25 protein-coding genes are annotated in these 24,143 nt (G+C 63.2%); 6 read left to right on the top strand and 19 right to left on the bottom strand.

All coding sequences use genetic code 11. The annotated features are described in order from the left end of the window. The first annotated feature begins 47 nt into the window (after positions 1-47). Positions 48-389 (top strand): hypothetical protein, encoded by a 342-nt coding sequence (locus ACPS74_RS14525; RefSeq protein WP_029649661.1) that lies wholly within the window; start codon positions 48-50, stop codon positions 387-389. A gap of 20 nt (positions 390-409) precedes the next feature. Here the strand turns inward: ACPS74_RS14525 and ACPS74_RS14520 are convergent, their stop codons facing one another. Together ACPS74_RS14520 and ACPS74_RS14515 are read right to left on the bottom strand one after the other, a co-directional pair. Continuing rightward, the gene (locus tag ACPS74_RS14520; protein WP_029649660.1) at positions 410-781 is read right to left on the bottom strand and encodes a cupin domain-containing protein; all 372 of its coding nucleotides are present in this window, start codon (positions 779-781) and stop codon (positions 410-412) included. After that, the gene (locus ACPS74_RS14515) at positions 766-1,476 is read right to left on the bottom strand and encodes an ABC transporter substrate-binding protein (protein ID WP_029649659.1); all 711 of its coding nucleotides are present in this window, start codon (positions 1,474-1,476) and stop codon (positions 766-768) included. The genes ACPS74_RS14520 and ACPS74_RS14515 overlap by 16 nt, the downstream gene beginning before the upstream one ends. A 162-nt stretch (positions 1,477-1,638) precedes the next feature. Here ACPS74_RS14515 and ACPS74_RS14510 point away from each other — a divergent pair, with 162 nt between their 5' ends. Next, positions 1,639-2,499, top strand: a complete 861-nt coding sequence (locus ACPS74_RS14510) for a tRNA nucleotidyltransferase (RefSeq protein ID WP_029649657.1) — start codon at positions 1,639-1,641, stop codon at positions 2,497-2,499. Between the two features lie 69 nt (positions 2,500-2,568). Here the strand turns inward: ACPS74_RS14510 and ACPS74_RS14505 are convergent, their stop codons facing one another. From ACPS74_RS14505 to ACPS74_RS14450, 12 genes are all read right to left on the bottom strand, one after another. Beyond that, the gene (locus ACPS74_RS14505; RefSeq protein ID WP_051381742.1) at positions 2,569-3,927 is read right to left on the bottom strand and encodes a hypothetical protein; all 1,359 of its coding nucleotides are present in this window, start codon (positions 3,925-3,927) and stop codon (positions 2,569-2,571) included. Between the two features lies 1 nt (position 3,928). Beyond that, positions 3,929-4,450, bottom strand: a complete 522-nt coding sequence (locus tag ACPS74_RS14500; protein ID WP_157055226.1) for a Mov34/MPN/PAD-1 family protein — start codon at positions 4,448-4,450, stop codon at positions 3,929-3,931. After that, positions 4,404-4,889 (bottom strand): DUF7665 family protein, encoded by a 486-nt coding sequence (locus ACPS74_RS14495; RefSeq protein WP_029649652.1) that lies wholly within the window; start codon positions 4,887-4,889, stop codon positions 4,404-4,406. Before ACPS74_RS14495 ends, ACPS74_RS14500 begins: the two co-directional genes overlap by 47 nt. Further along, the gene (locus ACPS74_RS14490; RefSeq protein WP_029649650.1) at positions 4,890-5,378 is read right to left on the bottom strand and encodes a hypothetical protein; all 489 of its coding nucleotides are present in this window, start codon (positions 5,376-5,378) and stop codon (positions 4,890-4,892) included. Positions 5,379-5,464: 86 nt separating this feature from the next. Next, a complete protein-coding gene (locus tag ACPS74_RS14485; protein WP_029649648.1) occupies positions 5,465-8,824 on the bottom strand; it encodes an ATP-dependent helicase in 3,360 nt (1,119 codons plus the stop codon). Between the two features lie 2 nt (positions 8,825-8,826). Beyond that, a complete protein-coding gene (locus tag ACPS74_RS14480; protein WP_029649646.1) occupies positions 8,827-9,444 on the bottom strand; it encodes a hypothetical protein in 618 nt (205 codons plus the stop codon). Beyond that, positions 9,441-10,094, bottom strand: a complete 654-nt coding sequence (locus ACPS74_RS14475) for a hypothetical protein (RefSeq protein ID WP_029649644.1) — start codon at positions 10,092-10,094, stop codon at positions 9,441-9,443. The genes ACPS74_RS14480 and ACPS74_RS14475 overlap by 4 nt, the downstream gene beginning before the upstream one ends. A 601-nt stretch (positions 10,095-10,695) precedes the next feature. Then, the gene (gene petA, locus ACPS74_RS14470) at positions 10,696-11,349 is read right to left on the bottom strand and encodes a ubiquinol-cytochrome c reductase iron-sulfur subunit (RefSeq protein ID WP_029649642.1); all 654 of its coding nucleotides are present in this window, start codon (positions 11,347-11,349) and stop codon (positions 10,696-10,698) included. A gap of 185 nt (positions 11,350-11,534) precedes the next feature. Beyond that, positions 11,535-11,675, bottom strand: coding sequence for a hypothetical protein (locus tag ACPS74_RS14465; protein ID WP_157055225.1), 141 nt, complete (start codon positions 11,673-11,675; stop codon positions 11,535-11,537). A gap of 131 nt (positions 11,676-11,806) precedes the next feature. After that, positions 11,807-12,262: a hypothetical protein gene (locus tag ACPS74_RS14460; protein ID WP_157055224.1), complete on the bottom strand. Its 456-nt coding sequence runs from the start codon at positions 12,260-12,262 to the stop codon at positions 11,807-11,809. 396 nt (positions 12,263-12,658) lie between these two features. Further along, a complete protein-coding gene (locus ACPS74_RS14455; RefSeq protein WP_029649638.1) occupies positions 12,659-14,617 on the bottom strand; it encodes an enoyl-CoA hydratase-related protein in 1,959 nt (652 codons plus the stop codon). A gap of 78 nt (positions 14,618-14,695) precedes the next feature. Continuing rightward, positions 14,696-15,721, bottom strand: a complete 1,026-nt coding sequence (locus ACPS74_RS14450) for a GlxA family transcriptional regulator (protein WP_051381738.1) — start codon at positions 15,719-15,721, stop codon at positions 14,696-14,698. 356 nt (positions 15,722-16,077) lie between these two features. Between ACPS74_RS14450 and ACPS74_RS14445 the strand changes: the two genes are divergently transcribed. The 3 genes from ACPS74_RS14445 to ACPS74_RS14435 all read left to right on the top strand — a co-directional run bounded on the left by ACPS74_RS14445 (position 16,078) and on the right by ACPS74_RS14435 (position 19,038). Continuing rightward, positions 16,078-17,073: a L,D-transpeptidase gene (locus ACPS74_RS14445; RefSeq protein WP_029649636.1), complete on the top strand. Its 996-nt coding sequence runs from the start codon at positions 16,078-16,080 to the stop codon at positions 17,071-17,073. 127 nt (positions 17,074-17,200) lie between these two features. Continuing rightward, the gene (locus ACPS74_RS14440) at positions 17,201-18,418 is read left to right on the top strand and encodes an LL-diaminopimelate aminotransferase (RefSeq protein ID WP_029649634.1); all 1,218 of its coding nucleotides are present in this window, start codon (positions 17,201-17,203) and stop codon (positions 18,416-18,418) included. 152 nt (positions 18,419-18,570) lie between these two features. After that, the gene (locus ACPS74_RS14435; RefSeq protein ID WP_029649632.1) at positions 18,571-19,038 is read left to right on the top strand and encodes a protein tyrosine phosphatase family protein; all 468 of its coding nucleotides are present in this window, start codon (positions 18,571-18,573) and stop codon (positions 19,036-19,038) included. Here ACPS74_RS14435 and dapE read toward each other — a convergent pair. The 3 genes from dapE to dapD form a co-directional block, all read right to left on the bottom strand. Beyond that, positions 19,001-20,170, bottom strand: a complete 1,170-nt coding sequence (gene dapE, locus ACPS74_RS14430; RefSeq protein WP_029649630.1) for a succinyl-diaminopimelate desuccinylase — start codon at positions 20,168-20,170, stop codon at positions 19,001-19,003. The genes ACPS74_RS14435 and dapE overlap by 38 nt on opposite strands. A 181-nt stretch (positions 20,171-20,351) precedes the next feature. Beyond that, positions 20,352-20,825 (bottom strand): hypothetical protein, encoded by a 474-nt coding sequence (locus ACPS74_RS14425; RefSeq protein ID WP_029651574.1) that lies wholly within the window; start codon positions 20,823-20,825, stop codon positions 20,352-20,354. Beyond that, the gene (dapD, locus tag ACPS74_RS14420) at positions 20,825-21,682 is read right to left on the bottom strand and encodes a 2,3,4,5-tetrahydropyridine-2,6-dicarboxylate N-succinyltransferase (protein ID WP_029651575.1); all 858 of its coding nucleotides are present in this window, start codon (positions 21,680-21,682) and stop codon (positions 20,825-20,827) included. The genes ACPS74_RS14425 and dapD overlap by 1 nt, the downstream gene beginning before the upstream one ends. A 411-nt stretch (positions 21,683-22,093) precedes the next feature. On the opposite strand from dapD, the gene ACPS74_RS14415 reads away from it, so the two are divergent. Next, positions 22,094-22,603 carry a DinB family protein gene (locus ACPS74_RS14415; RefSeq protein WP_029651576.1) on the top strand — a complete coding sequence of 170 codons (510 nt, stop codon included), beginning with the start codon at positions 22,094-22,096 and terminating at the stop codon, positions 22,601-22,603. Here ACPS74_RS14415 and ACPS74_RS14410 read toward each other — a convergent pair. Together ACPS74_RS14410 and ACPS74_RS14405 are read right to left on the bottom strand one after the other, a co-directional pair. Beyond that, entirely contained in the window at positions 22,600-23,304 is a 705-nt protein-coding gene (locus tag ACPS74_RS14410; protein ID WP_018407272.1) for a pyrimidine 5'-nucleotidase, read from the bottom strand. The two genes, ACPS74_RS14415 and ACPS74_RS14410, sit on opposite strands and share 4 nt — an antisense overlap. A gap of 115 nt (positions 23,305-23,419) precedes the next feature. Next, the gene (locus ACPS74_RS14405) at positions 23,420-24,115 is read right to left on the bottom strand and encodes an NAD-dependent deacylase (protein ID WP_029651577.1); all 696 of its coding nucleotides are present in this window, start codon (positions 24,113-24,115) and stop codon (positions 23,420-23,422) included. Between the last annotated feature and the right edge of the window lie 28 nt (positions 24,116-24,143).

Raw genomic sequence — 24,143 nt, 5'->3', positions numbered from 1 at the left:
TGCTGCTCAGACCTACTCGCGCCGCATTTTTGTGGCCTGCTTAAAAGATGATGTTCGCGCGTCTCGCCCTCGTTCTGACATTCAGCCTCGCCGCCGGCGCCGCGCTCGCGCAGGAGGCGCCGTCGAGCGGCGGCGCCTTCATCGGGCGGATCTTCGACGCGACCGGGCTGCGCACCCCGCCGCCGCCGGCGCAGGATTTCGTGCGCGACTCGCGGTCCGAGCAGTTGCAGTATCGCGCCTTCGACCCGACGCCGGCCAAAGACCCCAAGCGCAAGTCGGCGGCCGATCTGCGCGCCATGGGCGCGGGGCTCGAAGCGGCGGCGGCCGAGAACCGGCGCCGGGCGGGCCGCGTCGCCGCGCCCGACGCGCCGGCGAAACCGGCCCGCTAAGCGCGGTCTGCAGCAGCGCTCTACGTGATCGCGCTACCCGCCGCCGGAACGGACTCGGCAAGCTCGATGTATACGCGTCGCCACGGCTGATCGTCGATGAGCCGCCAGCGATGTCCCGTTCCGGTCGTATCGGCGGCGAGCAGAATATCCCCTGGGCGCAATATAAAGGTCTCGCCGTCGCGCGTGATGAACTCCAGCGTGCCGGTGAGCGTAATGACGAATTGCGCGCACGGCGCGGTGTGCCAGTCGAGCGCGGAGCCCGCCGCGGTCTCCTCGAAGCGCGCCAATTTGGCGTGACGCGCGACGCCGAGCTCAATTTCCGTATGTTCCACATGCGAGCGGCCGTCAGCCCCCGTGAAGAGCCGGATGCAGCCGATTACGCTTCGAGCCATTTCTTCACCAATCGCGCAAGAGCGCCGCGCTCCTGCAGTTGCGCCTGCGCGCCGTTCACCGCCGCGCGCAACGCTTCGTCGCCAAGGCGAACGGCGACGCCGAGCGCTTCCTCGGTGATCCGCTCCTGCACCACCCGGAGCCGGGGCCGGTGTCTGATCATCCAGCGCATGACGGGCGCAAGCTTCATCACGCCGCCGATTTTTCCAGCGGCAAGATCGTCCAGCATCACGCCGATGTCGTGATAGGCGTAGGTCCGCACGTCGGCGATCCGCCCTTCATCTTTGAGACGATGCGCCACCGGCTCCGATGTGTTGCCCTGCTGCACCCCGAGGGTCATCCCGCGCAGATCGTCGATCGAGCGCACATGCGGCGTCGCCTCGATATTGCAGACCAGGCTTTGTCCGGAGCGGATGTAGGGCGCGCAGAACGACGCCAGCCGCTCGCGCCCGGGCGTGATCGTCGCGCCCGATGCGACGCAGTCGCAAGTTCCCTTGGTCAGACCCGCGAAGACGCCGTTGAAATCCGCGCCGTCATAGGGAACAAGCCGCCAGGCGAGACCGAGCTCTGCGGCGATCGCCTGCATCAGCTCGACGTCAAAACCGCGCGCTTCGTCGCCGTCCATGAATTCAAACGGCGGATCGGGCAAGGCGGAGCCGACGGAGAGGACGCCGGGTAGGATTGTGCTGACGCCCATGGAATGACCTGCCCGAACGGCTCATGTCACGGGTAACAAACGCCTCCGCGGCGCACAAGCCGTCGCCGGCGGGGCCGCGACGCCCAAGGGGGCGCGACGCCCCAGGGGAAATGCGCGGCAAGAGCTTTGCTTGTCGTCGCAAGACTTGTGATGATGGGCCCCATGGCTTCGAAATCTGCTCCCCCGTCGTTCGACTACGGACAAACCGACCCTGGCCTTTCCGTGCTGCGCATGGCGGCGCTGCTCGCCGAGGCGGAGGACGGTCCGGACGAGGAAACGCTCGATCTGTTGTTCGAACAGGTCGAGGCCGGCCATCTCGTCGACGCCGACCCCGCGCAGATGTGGCCGGAGCTGGTTCGCGGGTTGATGAGCCCGGCGCCGTCGAAAATGATCGGGACCCTGCGCGACTGCGGCGCTCTCTTCGAGATCCTCCCCGAGGTCGCGGCGCTGTTTGGCGTGCCGCAGATTTCCGATGGCGAGGACGAGGTCGATCTCGGCGAACATCTGATGACGTCGCTCGATACGGCGGCAAAACGCGGCGCGTCCTTGCCCACGCGCTTCGCGCTGCTGGTGATGAATGTCGGCAAGTCGGATTCGCCGCGCGAACATCTTCCCGTGCATTACCGACATGTCGAGCGCGGGCGCCCGCGCATCGAAGACATCTGCGCGCGCTTTCGCGCCCCGGCGGAATGCAAGGCGCTCGCGCTGCTGGCGCTCGCCGAATGCGAACGCGTGCATCGCGTCTCGAAAATGCGCGCCGGCCCCGTCGCCTTGATGCTCGAACGCTTGGGGGCGTTCGACGGGCCGGAGCGCTTTCAGGAAATGATGATCGTCTGCGCCAGCGATTTTTGCGCCCATGAAGGGCGCGAGGGCCAGCCTTACCCCAAGGCGGCCCTGCTGGAGATCGCGCTCAAGGCCTGCGCCGACATTGCGGAGAACGACCTGGAAGCGCGCCAGAGCGCCCGCGCCGAAGCGATCGCACGGGCGTTTCGCTCGGAGCGCTGGTCGAACGAGGTGGCGTAGGGGTGCCTTAGAGTAAACGTCTGCATTGCGCCAATAGCAGACGTTGGCTCCGACGCCGAAACCGGCCCCTCAGCGCCTGACGGGGCAGAAGCCGAACTCGTAGACCTGTGACTTCCCCGCGCAGACCTCCACATCGTCGAAACAAGTGACGGAACCTGCGATCACTTCACAGGGGACCCCTCCGTTCAATCGCCGCAGAAGCTCTGAAATGACCAGCGCAGCGGCAATCAGTCCCACGAACGGAACTCCGACAGTTCGCGTGGCGAGCTGAGCGAGACCGCAAGCGTCAGCACCCTTTTCCTTGAGGTTCGCGTAGGCCGGCATGTGCGACACATCCGGGCCTTCCGCTGAAAGCGTCGTGGGCCAAAGCTCGGTCGCGCGTCGCGGGCCTGGAAAGGTGTGCATCGCGAAATTGCGGAAGCTCTGCGGGCCGGCGCCCAGCCCGGACTCGATGATGAGATCGAACCCGGCCTCCTCCAGCGCCGCACGCGCAGCGGCGTTATCCACCCCGCACAGCGCCACTGCCGGCTCGTCAGCCTGTCGCCGCGTCCCGCCGCCAAACCGACGCTCTTCAAGATAGGTCTTGAAGCCGCGCGCCTCCAACCATTCTGCGGCCCAGCGAGTCTTCATCCGGCCGAGCCTATCGAGGCTCGTCAGGACGGATGTGCTGTCGTTGGAAAGCGCCAGACGGTCGAAGTCCTGGAGCACCAGTTCGAGCCCGCCGGCCGAATAGGGCAGGCATGCTAGAAGCCAGGAATAGGCTTGGCCGAGATTGCCTAGGCCGATCAGCCAAAGTCGTGAAGGTAGAAACGCTAGGGTCGGCTCCGTCTCATCGGCCTCAGTCCAGTCGGAACCTGGACGCCAAAGTGAGAGGCCTGATGCGCGTTTCCCAGCCAGCGGGTGATCGCACGCGTGGAGTGCGAACACCTCGGCGGCGCAGATCGATGCGGCCAAGGCCGGTGCAAGCGGCATGGCCTCGTCATCGCTCATCGCCCAGCCGTCGCGGCTCGGCACTGCGCCCGCCCGCCAGCCTTGCCAGGTCACACGCCACGCGCGCGCATTTACCGTCTGCATCTCGACCGAACCGATGGCCGCCACGGGCCAATCGGATCGAGCCTCCGGCACAGCACGTCCGCCAAGCTTGGAAACTTCAGCATCAAGGCTGACTTCCAGTGCGAGCGGGGTAAGGACCGGCGCATCGCCCAGGCCGACGATCTCGACGCCGGCCAGGAACGTCCGCCGCGCGAGGTTCACCAGGGTGAGCAAGGCAATCTGTGCGGCCGGGCTTGTCCGGATTTCCGGCCCGCAAGCGATGGTGAGGCCGAAGGATTTCAGGAGATCCATGGCCTCCTCGGTCGTCTGTGCGCGACCGCTGTCCATGAAGTATTTCGCCGTGCGATGCAGCGACGTGTGAAGCGGTTCGGTCATGTCAGCTCCATAGGCCGGTGTAGAAGAAGCCACGGCGCACGCGTGGCGACCGGTCGTGCCATTGATGGTCGCCCCGGTATTCGTAGATGCCGATCTCATCCCAGTGGATGGGCGCGACCGCGAAGTCCGGCAGGATCACGCCGAGGTGGCCAGCGCGTGCCACCATGGGGTTGGTGCGGTCGACTTCACTCTGGATCGCCCGGCCGCCGTGCGTATGCACATCCGCTACGACGGTGAGCTTACGCTCCCGACATAACGACCAGAGCTTGGCGAATGCGGGCGCGTGCAGAACGCAGACGCCCGTCGAATAGGCCTGCGGATCAAGGTCGTCATAGAAAACAACGTCCGTGATCTCCCGCCGCTCGCCCTTGGCGTCGCCGAGAAGAAACGCACCTGCTTCGTGGACACGCTCCCCCCGGCGGTCGAGTTCGTGGGTCACCGCATCCCACAGCCGCCAGGGGCAGCTCACGCGGTGATCAGGCGCTACGAACGCCCGAATAGTCGCCTTGATGGAAAAGATCATAGAGCTGCTCCAGGTAACAGATGATCCCGCGGCGCGGCTGCCAGAGCCGGCTGGGGTGTTCGTTGCGCCAGTTGTCATGGCCTTCGATGGAAAAGCGGTCGCAGGGCAAATACAGGCACTGGCCACCTTTCCAGTCTGGCCGGAAAATGGACGGAAGGATCGTTTTGCCCGTCGGCCATTGGCCGAACGGCAAGGGCCGATTGGCCTGGATGTCCCAGGGCTGGGCCGTTGCCGGGCTCTGGCGATAGCCGGAACACTCGAAGCGGAACCCATACTCGTCGGGCGCGCCAGGCCGCGCGTCCGCGCTGACGGCGATGATCGCATGCGGCCAGGTGGTGGACACATGCCTCCAGCGGCCCTCTATCTCGCCACACCGGAACTCCGGTGTGGCGAGGTCTTGTTCGAGGAGCTGCCGGTCCGGGGAGACTGCGATGTTCATCTAGCCCTCGACGCGCTTCTCGGGGACGAGGTCGAAGCACACCGAACAGACCGGGCCCTTGGTCAGCTCGTGTAGGGGCGTGTCCGTCGCCGGCCGGTCCGTCGAGCTGCACAGTTGGAGCACGTGCTCGGCGGCGTCGTGGTGGTTGAGCTTGAACTTCTCGACCGCCCAGGCCTTGACCTTCTTGACCCGCGCCCCGGGGGCGAAGGTGTGCTCTTCGGTCTTCTCCAGATAGTGCGCCGTGACCTTGATCTTGCGGCACTTGCTGACGTGGATACGGCAGCCGCGCTTGATGGGTGGCAGGGGCTCGTGGTGCTTGTGCACCAGCGGCTCTTCCTCCTCGTCGATGAAGATGAAGGTGTCCTGGTCGAGTTCGACCCCGAGTGCGGCGATCACGCCGTGCAGGTGCTCGTGGGTCGCGTCCTGCGGCAGTTCGGCGTCGATGAGGCCGTCCCGCTCGTGGACCTGAATGAAAACGATGGTGGTCATAGTCGATCCTTTCCGGTGCCAGAATGGCGTCCTGGGAAAGGAGCGAAGTCAGCGGGGAAAAACCGGAAGCCGGGCGTTCGCGCGGTTCACGCGTCGCAGATGAAGTAACACTGACAGTTCGGACATTGTCGTGGTTCACGCTCAACAGGGAACTCGCCGCGCTCGATGGCGCTGATCGCATCCGCATATTCCCGAAGCAGTTTTTCGTCGTTCTTGGCGACCATCGGAATCGCTTCGTCCGTGGCCGGATAATAAGCTTCCACGGAAACCGAACGGCCGGGATAGCGCGAAGAAGCGCCCCGCCTGATCAATGCGTACACGCGGTTATCCGACTCCGACTTCGTCTTGCGGCCCGTGCGAACACGCTGGACGCGAATGCGGCCGTCCGGCGCAATGACAACCCGGTCCGGTGTATAGGTGATTGTCCTACCGCCTAACTGCACCGACCACGGCTCTCTGTCATAAGTCCCGGTCTCGGAAGCGATGAGCCGGGCGATTGACACAACCATCGTTTCGGCCGCCGCGCGGTAGTAACCTTCGAACCCGTGGCCCCCCGGGCCATGCACTTCCCATTGCCGGGCAAGTTCCTGCATTGCCTTGTCCGCGCTGGCCGGCTGCCCATCCTGCGCTTGTTGTTCAAGCCATCCCATCGTGCGGTGGACACAGCGATGGAACCGCAAATAAGCGGATGAATCGCGTCCGCCGCGCAGCCCATCCAGTATCTCATAGCGATAGCGCGCCGGGCATCTCAGATAGACATCAAGTTCGTGCTCGTCATAGCCGTCCCTTGGAGCAAGCGGCGTCCAGGTGCGCGCAGCCTTGAGTGTGGGCGCCGGACCGCTGAAGCGCTTCACCTGAAGATGGCGGGACACGGTGTCGAGGAACTTCGACGCGCTGGCGTTGACCTGGGTGTAGCGCTCAGCCCTGGTCAGACAGAGGTGGTCACGTGCACGCGAGAGGCCGACAAAGAACAGGCACTCCTCTTCCGCGTCATGATCGTCCTTTTGCATCGTGAGCTTGCCGAGCGTTGCCGGCGGCGGGCATCGCACCCATTGGCGATTGGTCGGCATGTAGCGCGTGGCAAGCGCCGGCAGGTGCACGCCTCGGAACTCCAAGCCTTTGCTGCCGTGGATCGTCATTACCCGTACCGCATCGAAATCCCCCGCCTCGGAGACGACAGCCCGATAGCGGCTGTCCTGGTTTAGCGCTTCGATCCGGCGGATGCGCTCGAGGAAGGCTTTGCGGTCCGGGTCTCGCAGATCAGTGTGCCCCTCAACATCGTGCTGCTCGCTGCAAACTTTGAGGAGCTGATAGATCGCAATCAGCTTCTGTTGCGCCCGGGCGTCATTGGCTTCGAGCAACGGGCGAAGGTAGTTGCTGCGTTCGAACAACCAGGTCGTCAGCAACGCCCATGCCGACGTCGCAGGCCCCATGCCCGCGAGATGTTTGGACAGCTTTCCAAGTCCAGCTCGGCCCGGATCGCTCAACCCCTCGATTTCGTTCAGTCGGCCAAGCGCTTCGAAGACGGTGAGGCCCTGCTCCTGAGACCAGCGAATGACGGCGAGCGCGTCGCTCTTGGTCGCATAATATTCCGGAAGCTGCGCGACCCGCACGAGTCCGATACCGCCAAATTCCGCATCGATGGCGACAAGGGAGAGAAGATCCCGGACATCGTCGCGTTCGAACAGGTCCCCGAGATAAAGCAGCGGCACTCCCAACTGCTCCAGCACATCGGTGATGCGCGAGAGCGTTAGGTGACTCCGCGCAAGGATAGCCTGATCGCGGTAGGCGATGCCGTTTGCGCGAAGGGCCTCGATCTGGTCTCGGATCGCTGCCGCCTCTTCCGCGACCGTCCCCGCTACGGTGAGCGAGACCTCTCCGACTTCGCCTCGGAAAGCCCCCCAGTTCGCGGCTGCGCCAGGATCGGCCGCCATATGCCGCGAGAACTCCGAAAACGCGCGCACCACCGGACCGCCCGAACGGTAGTTACTGGTGAGCGACAGCTTGGAGCCGCTGAAATCGGTCTGGAAGCGCTCAACATTCGTGGGCGACGCCCCGCGAAATCGATAGATGGACTGGCGTTGATCGCCCACCACCCACACGTCCTGACAACCGCCGGCAAGCAGTTGCAGAAGTCGGGCGCTCGCGAAGTTCACGTCCTGATATTCGTCCACCAAGATGTGTTGGAACCGCTGCTGGTACTCCGTGCGGATGTCCTCGTGCTCCGCTATCAACTGTGCCGGCAGCATGACGAGATCGCCAAAATCGACGGCGTCCGCCTCGCGCAACGCGTCCCAGTAGACCTTGTAGATTTCTCCGACTTCGACCGCCTTCTCGGCAGCGTCGAACTCGTCAGGCCCCGCCTGAGCAAGCTTGGCGATTGCCTCGGCCAGATATTCCTCGGGTGTGATCAGCTCATCTTTGCAGCGAGAGATCGCCTGCAGGACGTAGACGAGTTCATAAGCGGGTTCGAACAGGTTCTGGTAGTGGCGCAGCGGTAGGCGCGCGAGGTTGGCTTCCAAAAGCGCAAGCTGAGCAGTCTGATCGAGGTTTTTGACGTCCAACGTCCGCCCTAATCGCCCCGGCCACTTCGTGACCATCTCCAGCCCGAAAGCATGAAAGGTTCCGACCCACATCTCGATTGCCGCATCTTGATGGGAGTCCGACAGTCGCTCCCGCATCTCTTCCGCTGCTTTGTTCGAGAATGTCAGCGCAAGGATCGACCCTGAGAGTGCTCCTTGACCAAGAACATGACCGATGCGGTGAACAAGTGTGCGCGTCTTGCCCGTTCCAGGGCCTGCATCCACCAATAGAGGACCGCCACTCCACGTCGCCGCCTGGCGCTGGCTTTCGTCCAGTTCGACGACCGGCACAGGCGCTTGAGCGTCCGGTTCGCGAAGCGGCGGCAGCAACAGGGCGCGGATTGCCTGATTGAGCACCAGACCGAAGGGGAGGCCCAACTCCTCCGCAATCTCCGATGGCCGTCGCCCGGTTTCGACTAGCTCGGCGCGCAGCCAATCGGCGGGACATAGAAACTCACCCGCGAAGATGTCAGCTTGAACTTCCTTGCGTTCGCGCGGTGAGTAGCCCTCCACAACACCTGCGCCACTGTCGATGGGGTCTCCGCCGAGCTGGGCCTGAATATTCTGAACTTCGTTGCTCGGATCATGATGGAGTTCTGAGTGGCCGATCTCATGAGCGATCACCACCACTTCATCTTGAGGGTCCTGACCGGTGACGACGTAGACGAGACCATCCGCGCGCTCGAAGGAACCGCGCACGCCAACGCCGAAGACCTCACCCGGCTGGCAATAACGCAGCTCCCAGTCGCCATTCGTCAACGCGGCATCGACGAGCGCACGACCTCGGCGATCGCCTTCGGCGGTCGCCAGGGCCTTCACATGGCAGTTCCGGGCTTTCAGCCGGATGTCGCGCCAGGCGTCCATACCTAGTCCTCTTCAAGCCAGTAGGACTTCCGCTCCGCGGACATGTTGCTTCGTCGAATGCTTTCCTCATAGCTGCACTGGACGACAGTAGGCTGCTGCGCAGCGCTCGCGTGCCCCATGGAAGGATGGGCCTGCGAATAGGCCAGTGCCTGTTCGAACTGAGCTTGGGTAGCCTGAAGCTTGTCGAGCAGCGCCCTAACCAATCTTGGCCCGATAGGCGGACGCATGCGACCACGAAAAAGGTCCGAAAGGACATCGCGGCCGACATCGATGGCGCGGCCGAGCTGTCGCGTATCCAACCCCACGTTGGAAAGGAGTTGGTCGAACGTCGTTTCCTGCGCAGCCTGAGCGTCTGTCCGCTCGGCCGTCTGAGCATTGTAGATCGCGTTGAGCGTTCGGCTGCGGGCACGGTTCATCATCAGCTCATCGACTGCTTCGTCCTCCGCTTCATCGTTCGCGGTCCAGTCACGCATGATCCCAGCATGCGCACGGATGTCGTCAGCGAACTCGGGATAGCGCTGGGTCCAGTCGATAATCTGATCCACCGTCGGGGTGGCGCACTCCCGATGGAATGCGAACAGGACCTCGTCCCGCCTCGTGGCTTTGGTTTGGTCCGTCATGGCTTAACTCCAAGAATGGTTTTGATCTCTTCCTCTGTCTCCTTGACCCAGGTCTCGGCGGTCTTCGCGCTCACGCCGAGCGCCGAAGCGATGGACTCGACCTTGGTGGAGTTGCGCGGCACGCCATCCATATGAAGACGGAAGGCGAGACGCTTGCGCGGATCAGCGATCCGCTTCAGCACGCCTTCAACGTAGGCGCGCTCCTCTTCCGGCGACGACAACTCCTTATGGCCGTCTGTCGCTGGCATTTCTTCCTCCGAATACGCGTAACGGTCGAAGTGAAGCTCCTCGCGCCTGATCGCGTCGGCGGCGCGAAACCTCACTGTCGCGACGAAGGCGGTACGCATCGCCGTGCCGTCGGCGGACCTGGGCAGAAGAACCGCGTCGATCAGTTCGCCATGCGCCTCCTCGATCATGTCCCACCCCTCATTGCGGTGGTTCCGGCCGATGTGCTTGCGCAGGATGCGCATGATGCGGTCAGAGATCTCGTTCATGAGAGGGTTGATGAGGCGCCGGTCGAAGGACGGCCCTAGTTTCTGAGCGGCCGCCACAAGCCGATGGCCCGGAATTCTCGAAAGCGCTTGGCTTTCGATTACCTGTCGCCAGGCGGCAATATCGCCGAGGTCCGGTCCCTCTTCCTTTTTGTCCATATTCTTTCCTTAACAGCCTAGCCGACGCGGTTCAGACGTGGAGCGAAAGCGGCCCAAGAAAACCGGAAGCGCTCCGCGAAATATTTCCGCCGTCAGATAGTCACGCTCAAGTTAGCGGCGAACAATCCATGAACAAAGGGGCGCTGCGATGGCTTTTAGCTAGCCTCAGGTACTTCGCGTCTCGCGCAGGATCTCAACCATTCGGGCCATGACGCGGATGTTCCGAACGTCGCCTAGGGGTCTTGGCTGTGTGAAAACTCCGTGGTGCGCGTACAGCAGAAAAACAGCGACGAAATTTCGAGGCCTCAGGCCGATCAGATCGAGGAAAATCGTATGAGATGAGGCTCAGGGAGGCCACTTTCGATCGAATTCAAATTGGGCATCGAGTTTTCACACAGCCAGGGTCAGGAGCCGCCATCCGCGACGTCTGCTTCGCGCCAGAAGCGGTCGTTCGAAACAGACGGGGATAATTTATGCGCGGTCGCGAACAACTATTCATTTGCGGGACAGAGGCGCGCATATCCTGGAGTCGACTGTGGCATTTGGCACGGCTGAGAACAGTGTGGCCACCAGCGGCAGGCGCGCCACCGGCTGATCATCTTCACATTTGTCGGATCGTTGAAAAGTCGAAGTCCTCGTTCGGCGGATTTTCCCCGACTCGAATTGTCGTATCGCCCGTGAAGCGATATGGCGGAACCGGTAAATTATAGGGAGCGGGAACGTCACGAAATACGCGCCCCGCAAGATCGTATTTTGAACCATGGCATGCGCAAAAATATCCGCCCAACCAGTTTGGGGCCGGGTCGGAAGCGCTAGGAAGCGGATCAAATTGCGGGATGCATCCCAAATGCGTGCATATCCCCACAAATACTCCGATTTCCGGCGTCAACGAGCGGTGCCAGTTTTTGGCGTAGGGAGGTTGCTGAAGATATTTCGAATCCGGATCAGCTAGCTCAATCAACAATTGGCGACTTTGAAGAACCTGCAGATTTTCCTCAGTTCGAAACACCACAAAGATCGGTTTTTTTCGCCATAGAATGACAACCTGTCCGCCCGGTTCCACCTGGCCGAGATCGATGTCTACCGGACCGCCGGCCGCGAGAGTTGAAGCATCGGGATTCATCTGGTCGATTAGCGGCACTAAGGAGGCCGCCGCCCCCGCAACCCCTGTTACGGCCGTCGCGATATAAAGGAGATCGCGGCGCGTCGGCTTATCTACCCTGACGTTGGAAGGCGGTGGAGACGCATTGACCATTTCAAACCCCTAAGCTTTGAGGCCTCGGCCACCCAATCCTTTGGACAATAGGGCTCAAAGCGACTTGTGGGGAGTTCCTCCCGCCAGTGAACGGAGGCGCAAGGGACTTGCGAAACTCGCCCAAGCGCCGCGCTCAAACAGCGCGGCGCTTATTGTCTCATGACAGCGACAGCGTCGCCTCTCGATTACAGAAACGATCCGATGAAGGCGCCGCCGATTCCCGCAAGCACCGCCGTGGCGAGGACACCCGGCAGCCCAAAGAGCGCGCCGCCTAGACCAGCGCCGATGGCCGCGCCGACGATCGCGCCGACAGCCGCCATTGTCATGTGTTCCTTGGCAGATATCATCGTCTCCTCCATGACCTACGCGCCTCATTGATAGAGGCCTGACATGGAGTTAGAGCCTGCTTTGCAGGGGGCAAGGGCTCTAGCTTTTTTGCCCGCCGGCCATCAAAATCTCACAGCTTCCCTTCATCTGTCAGCGACAGCACGTCGGCGACGATTCCGCGTTTGACGAGACAGCGCCAGGGCGCGCGATCCGGGCCGACGCCGATCATCACTGTATTGTTCGCCTCCGAGGTTTCGACGCTGAGCACAACGACCTTGGGATTATTGGTCTTCCGCTTCACCGCCAGCAGGCAGGCGGTCTTGTCGCCGCGCAGCCCGCCGTCGGCCGGCTTCGTCGCGGCGCCGGCCCCTGCCCCCGTTCCTGCCCCCGTCCCTGCGCGCTGATCCTCGGCGGCGCGGCAGCCGTTCTTGTAGGATTCGCCGTGCTGGTTTTCATCCCAGCGGCCGGCCTTGCAATCGGCGTAGCCGCGTTTGTATTCGCGCTGCGACGCGGTCGAGGCCGACGCGCCGGCGGCGATCATCGTCAGGGCGATGACGCTGATCATGGCGACAATGTTGTTCTTCATATGCGCGTCTCCGAGCGAAGAGAATAATCCGAAGGATAACGCCGGGGCGCCCGACCGCGCCAAGCGATTCTCATACTCAACGCGCGACACATCCCCGCTGCGGGCGCTTGCTGAATGCGAACGCGTGCATCGCGTTTCGAAAATGCGCGCCGGGCCCGTCGGCCTGACGCTCGAACGTTTAGGGGCGTTCGACGCGCCGGAGAGATTTCGCGAATTGATGATCGTCTGCGCCAGCGATTTTGCGCCCATGAAGGCCGCGAGGGCCAGCCTTACCCCAAGACGGCGTTGCGGGGGATCGCGCTCAAAGCCTGCGCCGAATTGCGGAGAACGACCTGGAGGCGCGCCAAAGCGCTCGCGCCATCGCGCGGGGCGTTCCACGTCTCATTCGCGAAATCGTCAGGGAGCCGGTGCAAAGAGCCGCCGAATGGTGACCTGCAGCAGATCCGTCCACGCCCGGGCCAGATGTAATGGCGCGCGGTCATTCTCCGGCGCCCGCCCCGAGGGCGTTTCACGATTCGCAGGCTGACGCGCGCTTCTCCAACGCGCCAATTTAGCGTCGCCGCGCTGGAATGCCGAAGTCTGTTCGCTTGAGACGCGCATCGGCGGGGCGCCCTTGAAGACAAATCGCCGACGCGCCTCATGATAGGCAGGGTCAGGTCCAAAGAAATTCGCCCGCATCCACTGGAGCTCCTCGTCGCGATAGCTCGCCAGTGGTTTGGCGAATTCGTCATCGAGCCGCCGCTGGAGTTTTTTCACCAAGAGCGCGGCGTAATCCGGCCCCTGCGCCAGCGCCATGGCGCGCTGTCTCAGCTCTTGTTCAAACATCTCTAAATCTTCGCCGAAGACCTCATCGAGAAAGCCGATCTCGCAAGCCTTTCGCGCGCCGAGAGGCTGGCAGCCCTGCGTAAGCTCCAGCGCTTTATCTTGCCCCACGCGCTTTGGGAGCAAATAGGTCCAATATTCGGAACCATAGAGTTCCCCCATGCTGCGGTAGTGAGGATTAAGAACAACGCTGGGGCGCGCAAAAACCTGATCGGCCGCCAACGCCAGAATCGCGCCGCCCGCGCCGGCGTTGCCGCGCATTCCCGCGATCACGATATGCGACATGGTGTTGATGACTTCATGCACCAGATCGTCCATGGCGTTGATGTTTCGCCATGACTCTTGAGCCGGATCGGCGCTCGCTTCGATCACGTTCAAATGGATGCCGTTCGACCAGAAATCGCGTCCGCCGAGCAGCACGATGACTCTGGTCGGGCGCGAGCGGGCGTAAAGGAAAGCGTCGCGCAAACGCTTGCATTGCGCGGTGCTCATCGCGCCATTGTAAAAGTCAAACGAGAGATAGCCGACTTTGTCTTCTTCGCGATAGACGATTTCCCTGTACGTCTGATGGTCGTCCGGCGCATCGATCGCCAGCGGCGTCTCGGGCGTGTCGCGAAGGAGCGGACCCAACACCTGAGTAGCCGGCAACTTGATTCCGGACGCCGCGCAGAATTCTTCAGCGCATCGTTCGCAGCCAGCGCCGATCTGAGCCAGGCGGCAAATATCCCTGTTCGCCTGATCGCTCTTCGCCTTCAGATGGGAGATCCAAACGGCGCCATCGACGGCGCCGATGCAGATCGCGCCATCACGCCGCGCAAGGATCTGACCGGGCGCGCCTCTAAGGCGATCCTCTGCGTGAGCGCCGAACAGGAAGCAGTCTACGTCCAGCAACTTGCTCAGAACGCCCGGCGCGCTGTCCGCGGCGCGCAATTTCCTGATGACCGTCGACGCCGAGTCCTTGCCCCAGTCAATCGAGCGATCTGCTTGCTTCATCGGTGGGCGCAGGCGGCCGCGCGCGTATGACATGGCCTCGCAGAGCGGCTCCGGCCGCCAGTCTCCGGACTGAACTTCGCCCCTCTCGATCCGCGCAATCGCTTCGAGCACGCCGGACAAAGCGGCTTCAGTGACGGGACCGCGATAGAGACTGCTTTTGCTCGGCGGATCTGCATCGATAGCGAATTCCGGAGAGGCCCAAATTGGCCCCGCGTCGAAATCCTCAGCGGCTTCCAGGATGGTGACGCCCCATGCCTTTTCGCCGCTCGTGATGGCCCAATCGAGCGACGATGGTCCTCGGTCGCCTTTGATGCCCGGATGCACAATCAGACATTTCGTGCGGGTATAAACTGCGGTTGGAATGGCGATCTTCAACATCGGCGCGATGATCAGATCCGGCGCGTGCCGCTCGGCGGATTCGACCATCTCCGCGCCGCTGGCGACAACGCTCACCCGAATTTGGTGCCCGCGTTCGGCGAGTTCGACAAAGAGCCGCTGGCTGAGGCTGTTATGTGCGGAAGTCAAAAAGAGAATGCGCATGGGGGTTCCTCCCATGTTGTCGTTGGATCAAGTTGAATGAAGCTGTTTGCGCCGAATTCGCCGTTTCGCGGCCCTAAGTCAGGCGTCTAGCGTCGATCTAAAGCGCGCTCGATAGTCGACCGGACTAGCGTCGAAAAGGCGCTGAAACGTGCGTCGCATGCGTTCGGCGTTTCCAAAACCACATTCCATAGCAATCACCTCAATCGATGAATTCGTGTGCTCAAGCTTGGCGCGCGCCGCGTCTGCGCGCGCGCACTCGGCGAATTCGGCGGGCGTCTGCCCAGTCTCACTGCGGAACAGCCGCGAGAAACTGCGCTCGCTCATCGCCATACGGTCTGCCAGCGCGGGAACGCTCAGGTCCGCCTCAGGATGCGCCAGCATCCACGTCTGAAGTTCGCTGACGTCCGCTCGTAAAGGCTTCTCCAATACGCTCGTATGCCCCTTGAACTGCGATTGACCGCCCGGTCGCCTCGGGAACACCAGCAGCGCGCGCGCGACGCCGAGCATCGTATCCCTGCCCAGATCCTCCTCCACCAGAGACAGGGCGAGGTCGATGCCTGCTGTGATCCCGCCTGATGTGTAGACATTCCCATCGCGGACAAAGATGCGGCTGGCGTCGACTTCGATGGACGGATACGCCTTCGCGAGACGGTCTGCATAAGTCCAGTGCGTTGTCGCGCGCCTGTGATCCAAGAGGCCTGCCCGCGCGAGAACAAACGCGCCAGTGCAAATCGAAACGATCCGCCGCGTCCTGGGCGCTATCCACCGCACCCATTGGAGGAGCGCAGAGTCTTCGGTGACGGCCTCGCAACCCATGCCGCCGACCACGACTAAGGTGTCCAGTCCCTCGACCATCTCGCCGTAGCTGTGGGAGGCGACGATCTGCAGTCCGGACATCGTCGGGACAGGTCCCGCCGCTTCAGCGATCACGATGGACTGGTAGGTCGGCGGCTTCCTCAGCACGCTCAACATAAGGTTGGCCCAATGGAACGTTTCGAACGGACCTGAAAGATCAAGGCTCTGGCAGTCCGGGTAGACCAAAAACCCGACCCGACGGAACCGGGCGTCTTCAGGGGACCGCTTTTTTGAGAGTTCCTGTTCCATGACGCGATCGTCACGCCGGCTTCGACTCGCCGCAAGGACAAAATACCCTCGTTTTCGGCCAAGCAGTCGGGGCCAAAAGCGCCCCCGCGTCCGCTGCAGCCATTAGCGCAGCGGGCCTCCGCCACATGGCGGGTTTGGGGCCTTCGGGCCGTTCCGCTGCACGCCCCTTGCGCGCGACCTCTTTCCGCGCGGGCAGAGGTTTGCAACGCGCGATACATCCCCCTGCAGGCGCGCGCGTTCGAACGCGCGCGCGCAATTCGGTTGTGCCCTACCGCACTTTGTGCGCCTAGACGTCCGTGTTACCCCGCAATTCGTTACGCATGGACCTTGGGGGGCCATGTTTCGGGGGGCATGTCATGACCATCATTGCAGCGAACCGCCGTAAATTTTTGGGCGCGATGCTTCTGGCGAGCGCCGTCATCACCGGGCGCCGCGCGTTCGGCGACGAGAAGATGGCGGAGATCGGCCGGCTCAAGCCGGGCGAATACATCTGGCGCCCCGAGCTCGCCTTGAAGGGACCAGTCTCCGTCGTCGTGTCGCTTCCCCAGCAGCGCGTGCATGTCTATCGCAACGGCATCCGCATCGCCGCCTCCACCTGCTCGACCGGCAAGCCCGGACATACGACGCCGACCGGCGTCTTCGTCGTGCTGGAGAAGGACCGGAATCATCACTCGTCACTTTACGACGACGCGCCGATGCCGAACATGAACCGCCTCACCTGGTCGGGCGTCGCGCTGCACGCCGGCAATCTCCCCGGCTATCCGGCGTCGCATGGCTGCGTGCGGCTGCCGGCGAAATTCTCCGAATTGCTGTTTGGCGTCACCCATATCGGCACGCCGGTCATCATCGCCGGCGCGCATACCGACCCCTGGGAATTGACCCATCCGGGCATGGTGCTGAGCGGCTATGCCGAACAGGAGTTCGAGCAGGTGCTCTCCGGGCTTGAGGGCAAGAAGCATCCCGCCGACTGGACGGAAGCCGAGAATTTCCCCGTCACCAGCGTCGTCGCCTCCTCCGCCGACCATGTGATCGAGCTGATCGAGAACGACCATGTGGTGGCGCGATCAGTTCTTGGCTTGGAGGGCGCCGACAAGCTCGGCTCGCATGTGTTCGTGCTGAACGGCGCCGACCAGACGTCGCGCGGCATGCATTGGAGCGCGATCACGCATCATCAGGAGGATGCGACGCTTGCGCCGAACCAGGATGTGATCCAGCGGCTTCGCGCCGACCCGGCCTTCAACGCGGCCATGCAGGAGCGCATGCATCCCGGCATGACCATGGTGCTGACCGACACGCCGCTGTCGCCCGACAGCCGTTCGGGCAAGGATTTCGTCATCGTCACCACGGAATGATGGGGTCGCCGGACGTCGGGTTTTGGCGGGGGCGAGCCGCGGCGCCCCGCCCCTGACGCCCGCGCCAAAATGCGCTAGACTTGCCGCTTCAGACTTGCCGCTTCGCGCCCTCCGGAACAAATACAGAATGTCGGATTTCTATCGCATCAAGCGTCTGCCGCCTTACGTCTTCGAGCAGGTGAACCGCCTCAAGGCGCGCGCCCGCGCCGGCGGCGCCGACATCATCGACCTCGGCATGGGCAATCCCGACCTGCCCGCCCCCAAGCATGTCATCGAAAAACTCGTCGAGACCGCCGGCAAGCCGCGCACCGACCGCTATTCGGCCAGCAAGGGCATCGCGGGGCTGCGCCGCGCCCAGGCCGGCTATTACGCGCGCCGCTTCGGCGTGACGCTCGACCCCGAATCGCAGGTCGTCGCGACGCTCGGCTCCAAGGAGGGCTTCGCCAATATGGCGCAGGCGATCACCGCGCCGGGCGATGTGGTGCTGGTGCCCAACCCCTCCTACCCGATCCACGCCTTCGGCTTTCTAATGGCCGGCGGCGTCATTCGCTCCGTGCCCTCGGCGCCGACGCCCGACTATTTCGTGGCGCTGGAGCGCGCGATCATCCACTCGATTCCCAAGCCGATCGCGGTGGTCGTCTGCTATCCGTCCAATCCGACGGCGGAAGTCGCCTCGCTCGACTTCTACAAGGATCTCGTCGCCTTCGCGAAGAAGCATGAGATCTTCGTGCTCTCCGACCTCGCCTACGCCGAAGTCTATTTCGACGACAATCCGCCGCCCTCGATGCTGCAGGTGCCGGGCGCGATGGATGTGACGGTCGAATTCACCTCGATGTCGAAGACCTTCTCGATGGCCGGCTGGCGCATCGGCTTCGCGGTCGGCAATGAGCGGCTGCTCTCGGCGCTGGCGCGGGTGAAGAGCTACCTCGACTACGGCGCCTTCACGCCGGTGCAGGTCGCGGCGGTCGCGGCGCTCAACGGGTCCGACGACTGCGTCAAGGAGATGCGCGCGATCTACAAGCGGCGGCGCGACGTGATGGTCGAAAGCTTCGCGCAGGCCGGCTGGCCGATCCCGGCGCCGCGCGCCTCGATGTTCGCCTGGGCGCCGGCGCCCGAGCGCTTCCGCAACATCTCCACGCTGGAATTTTCGAAGCTCCTCATCGAGAAGGCCGACGTCGCCGTCGCGCCGGGCGAGGGCTTTGGCGAGCATGGCGAGGGGTTCGTGCGCCTCGCGCTCGTCGAGAACGAGCAGCGGATCCGGCAGGCGGCGCGTAATCTGCGGCGCTTCTTCGAAACGGCGGATTCGCAGCTGCACAATGTCGTGCCGCTCGCCGCGCGGGGGTGACGAGGCCTCGCCGTCTCGGGAAACGCAGCGCGTGAGATAGGCCGGCATCCGAATCGAGGTTAACGAGGAACCATCTCGCCGCGTCATGGCCGCGCTTGTCGCGGCCATGACGGCTGAAAGTGAGCTGAAATTAATCCGAGTTCGGAGCCCTGATGACAGAGGCCATGGCCGATCCCGTCGACATCTACAATTGGCTGCGTCTCGATGAGCGGACCACGACGTCCGGCCAGCCGACGCAAGCGCAGTTTGATGAGATCGCCGCGGTTGGCGTGCGCGAGGTGATCAATCTCGCGCCCGCGACCAGTGAGAAGGCGCTGAAGAACGAGGCGGAGATTCTGGCGACGCTGGGCCTGCGCTACACGCATATTCCGGTCGATTTTCAAAATCCCACAGAAGAGGATTTTGACCGCTTCTGCGAGGCTTTTGAAGGCGCGAGCGAAGTTGCGGCGCATGTCCATTGCATCGCGAACTACCGGGTCTCGGCCTTCGTCTATCTCTACCGGATCAGCGCAGGCATGGAAGAGGCGCGCGCCCACGCCGACCTCGAGAAGATTTGGACCCCCAACCCGGTTTGGGCCGCCTTCATCGAGCGGATGCGGACTCGAAATAGCGCTCGATGATGCGCGCATAGACGGCGCAGAGCCCGTCGATGTCGGCGACGCGCGCGTTCTCATCGAAAGCGTGAATCGTCTCGTTCGTGAGGCCGAATTCCAGCACCGGACAATAATTGACGATGAAGCGCGCGTCGGATGTGCCGCCGGTCGTCGAGAGTTCCGGCGTCAGGCCCGTCACCTGCCGCACGGCGTCAATCACGAGTTCGGTGAAGGCGCCGGGCTTGGTGATGAAGGACATCGCGTTCGAGGGCGGGAATTCGACTTCGACATTCGCGTTCGGCGCCGCTTCCTTGATCACCTGCAGAATGCGTTCTTTCAACGACTCATGCGTCCAGACGTCGTTGAAGCGGACATTGAACTGCGCGCGCGCCTCGCCGGGGATGACGTTGACCGCCGGATTGCCGATGTCGATCGTGGAAAATTCGAGATTGGAGCGCTCGAAATGCGTCGTGCCCTTATCGAGATCATGCCCTGAGAGCGCAGAGACGATGCGCGCGATGATCGGCGCGGGGTTTTCGGCGCGCTGCGGATAGGCGACATGGCCCTGCTTGCCGATGACGCGGATGCGTCCGCTGAGCGAACCGCGCCGGCCGATCTTGATCATGTCGCCGAGCGTCGACGCATTGCTCGGCTCGCCGACGATGCAGTGATCGAAGCGCTCGCCGCGCGCGCGCGCCCATTCGAGCAGCTTCACGGTGCCGTTGATCGACACGCCTTCCTCATCGCCGGTGATGAGCAGCGAGAGCGTTCCTTTCGGCGCGCCATGACGCTCGACGTAAGCGAGCGCCGCCGCAGCGAATGCCGCAATGGCGCCCTTCATGTCCGAGGCGCCGCGGCCGTAGACGCGGCCGTCCAAGACTTCCGCGGCGAAGGGTTCGAAGCGCCAGCGCGCGGGATCGCCCGGCGGCACGACGTCGGTATGGCCGGCGAAGGCGAGATGCGGCGCGCCTGCGCCGATCTTGGCGAAGAGATTGTCGATGTCGGGCGTGCCCGGCGCGGAGAAGACGATTCGATGCGTCTCGAAACCGACCGCCTTCAACGCCTTTTCGACGACGTCGAGCGCGCCGGCGTCGGCGGGCGTCACGGACGGACAGCGGATGAGTTCGCGGGTGAGCGCGACAGCGCGGGACTCCGACATCGTCAATTCGCTTTGTTCAGTTCGAGCAGGCAGCATCGTTGACGGTATCAGACGCTCACCCTCCCCTCGACGGGGAGGGTCGCCTTGCGCAGCAAGTCGGGGTGGGGTGAATACTGTATCTCACCCCCTCCCGGCAGGCTCCGCCTGCCGACCTCCCCCATCAAGGGGGAGGTAAAGCGCACTACGACAGCGACTCCTCCCGCCAACCCAATTCGTAGATGGTCCACAGAGCGGCGGCGACAAAGAGCGCGTCGACGCCCCAGACATACCAGCGCGACATGACTTCCGCGATGCGCGGCTGCAGAAAATGCGCCGCGCCGGCAAGCAGCGCCAGGAGCGGCGCGAGGCTCGCGAGACCGAGCGGAGGCGTGAGGCCGCGGTCGCGACAGCGCTTGGCCGAAAGATTGATGAAGCTCACGACGATGAGCATCACGGCGAAGGCGTAAAAGATGACATAGACGTAGGCGAGAATCGTCATCGGCGCGAAGAACGGCGTCGTCGCCAAATCGTGGACCGAATAAGGCGCAAGCGCGAACCAGATCAGCGTCAGCGGCAAAAGCACCGCGACGAGCGCGCCCGCGCCGCGCCGCCAGGTCGCGCGATCGATGCGGCCCTGATCGGTTCGGTAGAGAAAGCGCAGGCGCTCGGCGTCCATCAATCCCTCAGCAGCTCGTTGATGCCGGTCTTGCTGCGCGTCTGCGCATCGACCGTCTTGACGATCACCGCGCAATAGAGCGACGGGCCGGGCGTACCGTCCGGCAAGGGCTTGCCCGGCAGGCTGCCGGAGACGACCACCGAATAGGGCGGCACATAGCCCATGTGGATCTTGCCGGTAGCGCGATCGATGATCTTGGTCGAGGCGCCGATGAAGACTCCCATCGACAGCACCGAGCCCTTGCCGACGACGACGCCTTCGACGACCTCGGAACGCGCGCCGATGAAACAGTCATCCTCGATGATGGTGGGATTGGCCTGCAAGGGCTCGAGCACGCCGCCGATGCCGACGCCGCCAGACAAGTGAACATTCTTGCCGATCTGCGCGCAGGAGCCAACAGTGACCCAGGTGTCGACCATCGTGCCGCTGTCGACATAAGCGCCGAGATTGACGAAGGAGGGCATCAGGATCGCGCCCGGCGCCACATAGGCCGAATGGCGCACGATCGCGCCCGGCACGGAGCGGAAGCCCGCCGCGCTATGTTCGGATGCGCCCCAGCCGACGAATTTTGAGGGGACCTTATCCCACCAGGTCGCGCCGCCCGGCCCGCCCGCAATGACGGACATATCATTCAAGCGGAACGACAGCAGCACGGCCTTCTTCAGCCACTGATTGACCGTCCAGCTTTCCGGGCCTTCCTGGCCTTCGATCTTTTCGGCGACGCGCAGCTTGCCGGCGTCGAGCAGACGCAGCGTGCTGTCGACGGCGCGGCGGATGTCGCCCTGCGTTTCGGTGGTGATATTGGCGCGATCCTCGAAAGCGGCGGCGATGAGCGTCTCAAGTCCCGTGTGCGGCATGAATATCCCGAAATTGATGCGGTGAAGCTGGCGCGGTTGTAAGGCTATGGCGAGGGGAGTTCAACAAGCGAGGTAGAGCGCCCTTCTTCCTCACCCTCAGCTGGGGAGCCGCCGCAAGTCTGTGACGCAACTTGTGAAAAAAAGAATGTCGCAACCTCTCCGCGTCATGCCCGGCCTTGTGCCGGGCATCCACGCGTCGACGTGACGCGAGTCCCGCAGCATTGGCGCAGCGTCTTGGCTGGAATGGCGGGACAAGCCCGGCCATGACGCGGAAACCATTGGCAAGCGCTGCGGCGAAAAGCTATCCATTCGACGTCGCGCTCGCGGACGCCGTCGGAAGCCGGAAGTGGCGCAGGCTTTGGCCAAGGCAAGGACGTTGCTGCAATAGGCGTTCAGAAGCAAGACACTCACATGATACGCTCCACATTTGTACAGACCATGGCGCGCTACAATCGCTGGCAAAACGCCAGCCTTTACGCCGCCGCCGACAGCCTGTCGGACGAAGCGCGGCGCAAGGACCGCGGCGCTTTCTTCAAATCGATTCATGCGAGCCTCAACCATCTTCTCTGGGCGGACCATATGTGGCTGAGCCGCATTTCCGACGCCCCCAAGCCCTCCACGCCGCTGAGCGAATCAGCTGCGTATCGAGACGATTGGGACGGCTTGAAACGGGACCGCCTCGCCTGCGACGACAGGCTGATCGCCTGGGCGGACGCCGTCACCGACGACTGGCTCGCCGGCGATCTCATCTGGCGTTCAAGCCTCATGCAATCGGATGTCGTCAAGCCGAAGTGGCTCGTCGTCAGCCACATCTTCAATCACCAGACCCATCACCGGGGCCAGATTCATGCGATGCTGACGGCCGCCGGCGCCAAGCCGAAAGACACCGATCTGATCTTGATGGAACAGCGCGCGACTTAATCCCCGATCAATCCCTCCAAAAACGCCACGAGATCGTCCGTCACGAAATCCACATGCGGCTCGTCGCCGGTGGCGATTTCCCAGAGCTCCCGCTCGGGGCCCTCATCATGCGCCGGCAGCACCAGCACCGTCGTCATGCCGCGCGCATGCGGCACGACGAGATTGCGGTCGATGTCCTCGAAGATCACGGAACGCTTGGGCTCGATCTTCAGCTTCTCGAAAAAGCGCATATAGGCGCCTTCCTCGGGCTTATTGATGAAGTCCGCGGCGATGATGTCGAAGATGTCCTCGAAGCAATGGTCGATGCCAAGTTGCTTTGCGGTTTCGACCGCGTGATGGCGCGAGGCGTTGGTGAGGATGAGCTTGCGGCCGGGCAGCGCGGCGATCGCCTCCGCCAGCGAGTGATTATGCGCCAGCGACGAGCGGTCGATATCGTGCACAAAGGCCAGATAGGCCTGCGCGTCGATCCCATGTTCGGTCATCAGCCCGCGCAGCGTCGTGCCGTATTGACGATAATAATGTTTCTGCAACGCGCGCAGCGAAATGGCGTCGAGGCCGAACAGCCGCATCATGAACAGCGTGATGCGCGCGTCGATCTTGGGCCAGAGATCGGCGGTCTGCGGATAGAGCGTATTGTCGAGATCGAACACCCAGGTGTCGATCGCGGCGAAGCGCGATCTGTCGGGCAAAAGTTTGGTCATCGCATCGGTCGCCGCATGTCATTCCCGCGAAAGCGGGAATCCAGAGCAACGCCAGCGGTTGTTGTGGTTGCTCTGGATTCCCGATCGCGCTTTGCGCGTCGGGAATGACACTGATTCATCGCGCTAGTATCTCCGCCACCCATGACGGCACGATCTCGCTCGCGCGGCCATAGCGTCTGTCGTCAAATTGCGTTGCGTTTTCCGACGCCTCCAGGTTGATCTCGCAGCAGCGCAGACCTCTTGCGCGCGCCTCGCGCACGAAGCCTGCCGCCGGATAGACGGCGCCTGACGTGCCGATGGCGACGAATAGATCCGCCGCTCCGAGCGCCGCATAGATATCTTCCATATAGAGCGGCGTCTCGCCGAACCAAACGACATGCGGCCGCAACGCGCCATCGCATCCGCAACGCGAATCGGTCGAAAGGTCTTCGCGGCAATCGCTCACCGCGCCGCATGAGGCGCAGCGCGCCTTGAGCAATTCGCCATGCATATGAATGACGCGGGTCGAACCGGCGCGCTCATGCAGATCGTCGATGTTCTGCGTCACGAGAGTCAATGCGCCGCCGCGCCGCGCGAGACCGGCTTCAAGCCGCGCCAGCGCGGCATGGGCGGCGTTGGGCGACGCGGCGAGCAGGTTGCGCCGACGCGCATTGTAAAACTCGTGCACCAGCACCGGATCGCGCATGAAGGCCTCGGGCGTCGCGAGCTGCATGGGATCGTAGCGCTTCCACAGCGCCGCGCCCGGCCCGCGAAAGACGCCAAGGCCGCTTTCGGCGGAGACGCCCGCGCCAGTGAGGATGAAGAGGTTCATCGAAGCGCCCTCATCCGACCCTCGCTAC

Origin of the sequence: Methylocystis sp. SB2 (genome assembly GCF_049817085.1) — a bacterium.
GTDB classification, from domain to species: domain Bacteria; phylum Pseudomonadota; class Alphaproteobacteria; order Rhizobiales; family Beijerinckiaceae; genus Methylocystis; species Methylocystis rosea.
Note: the sequence above shows the minus strand (reverse complement) of the source record. Positions and strands in the feature narration are given on the sequence as shown.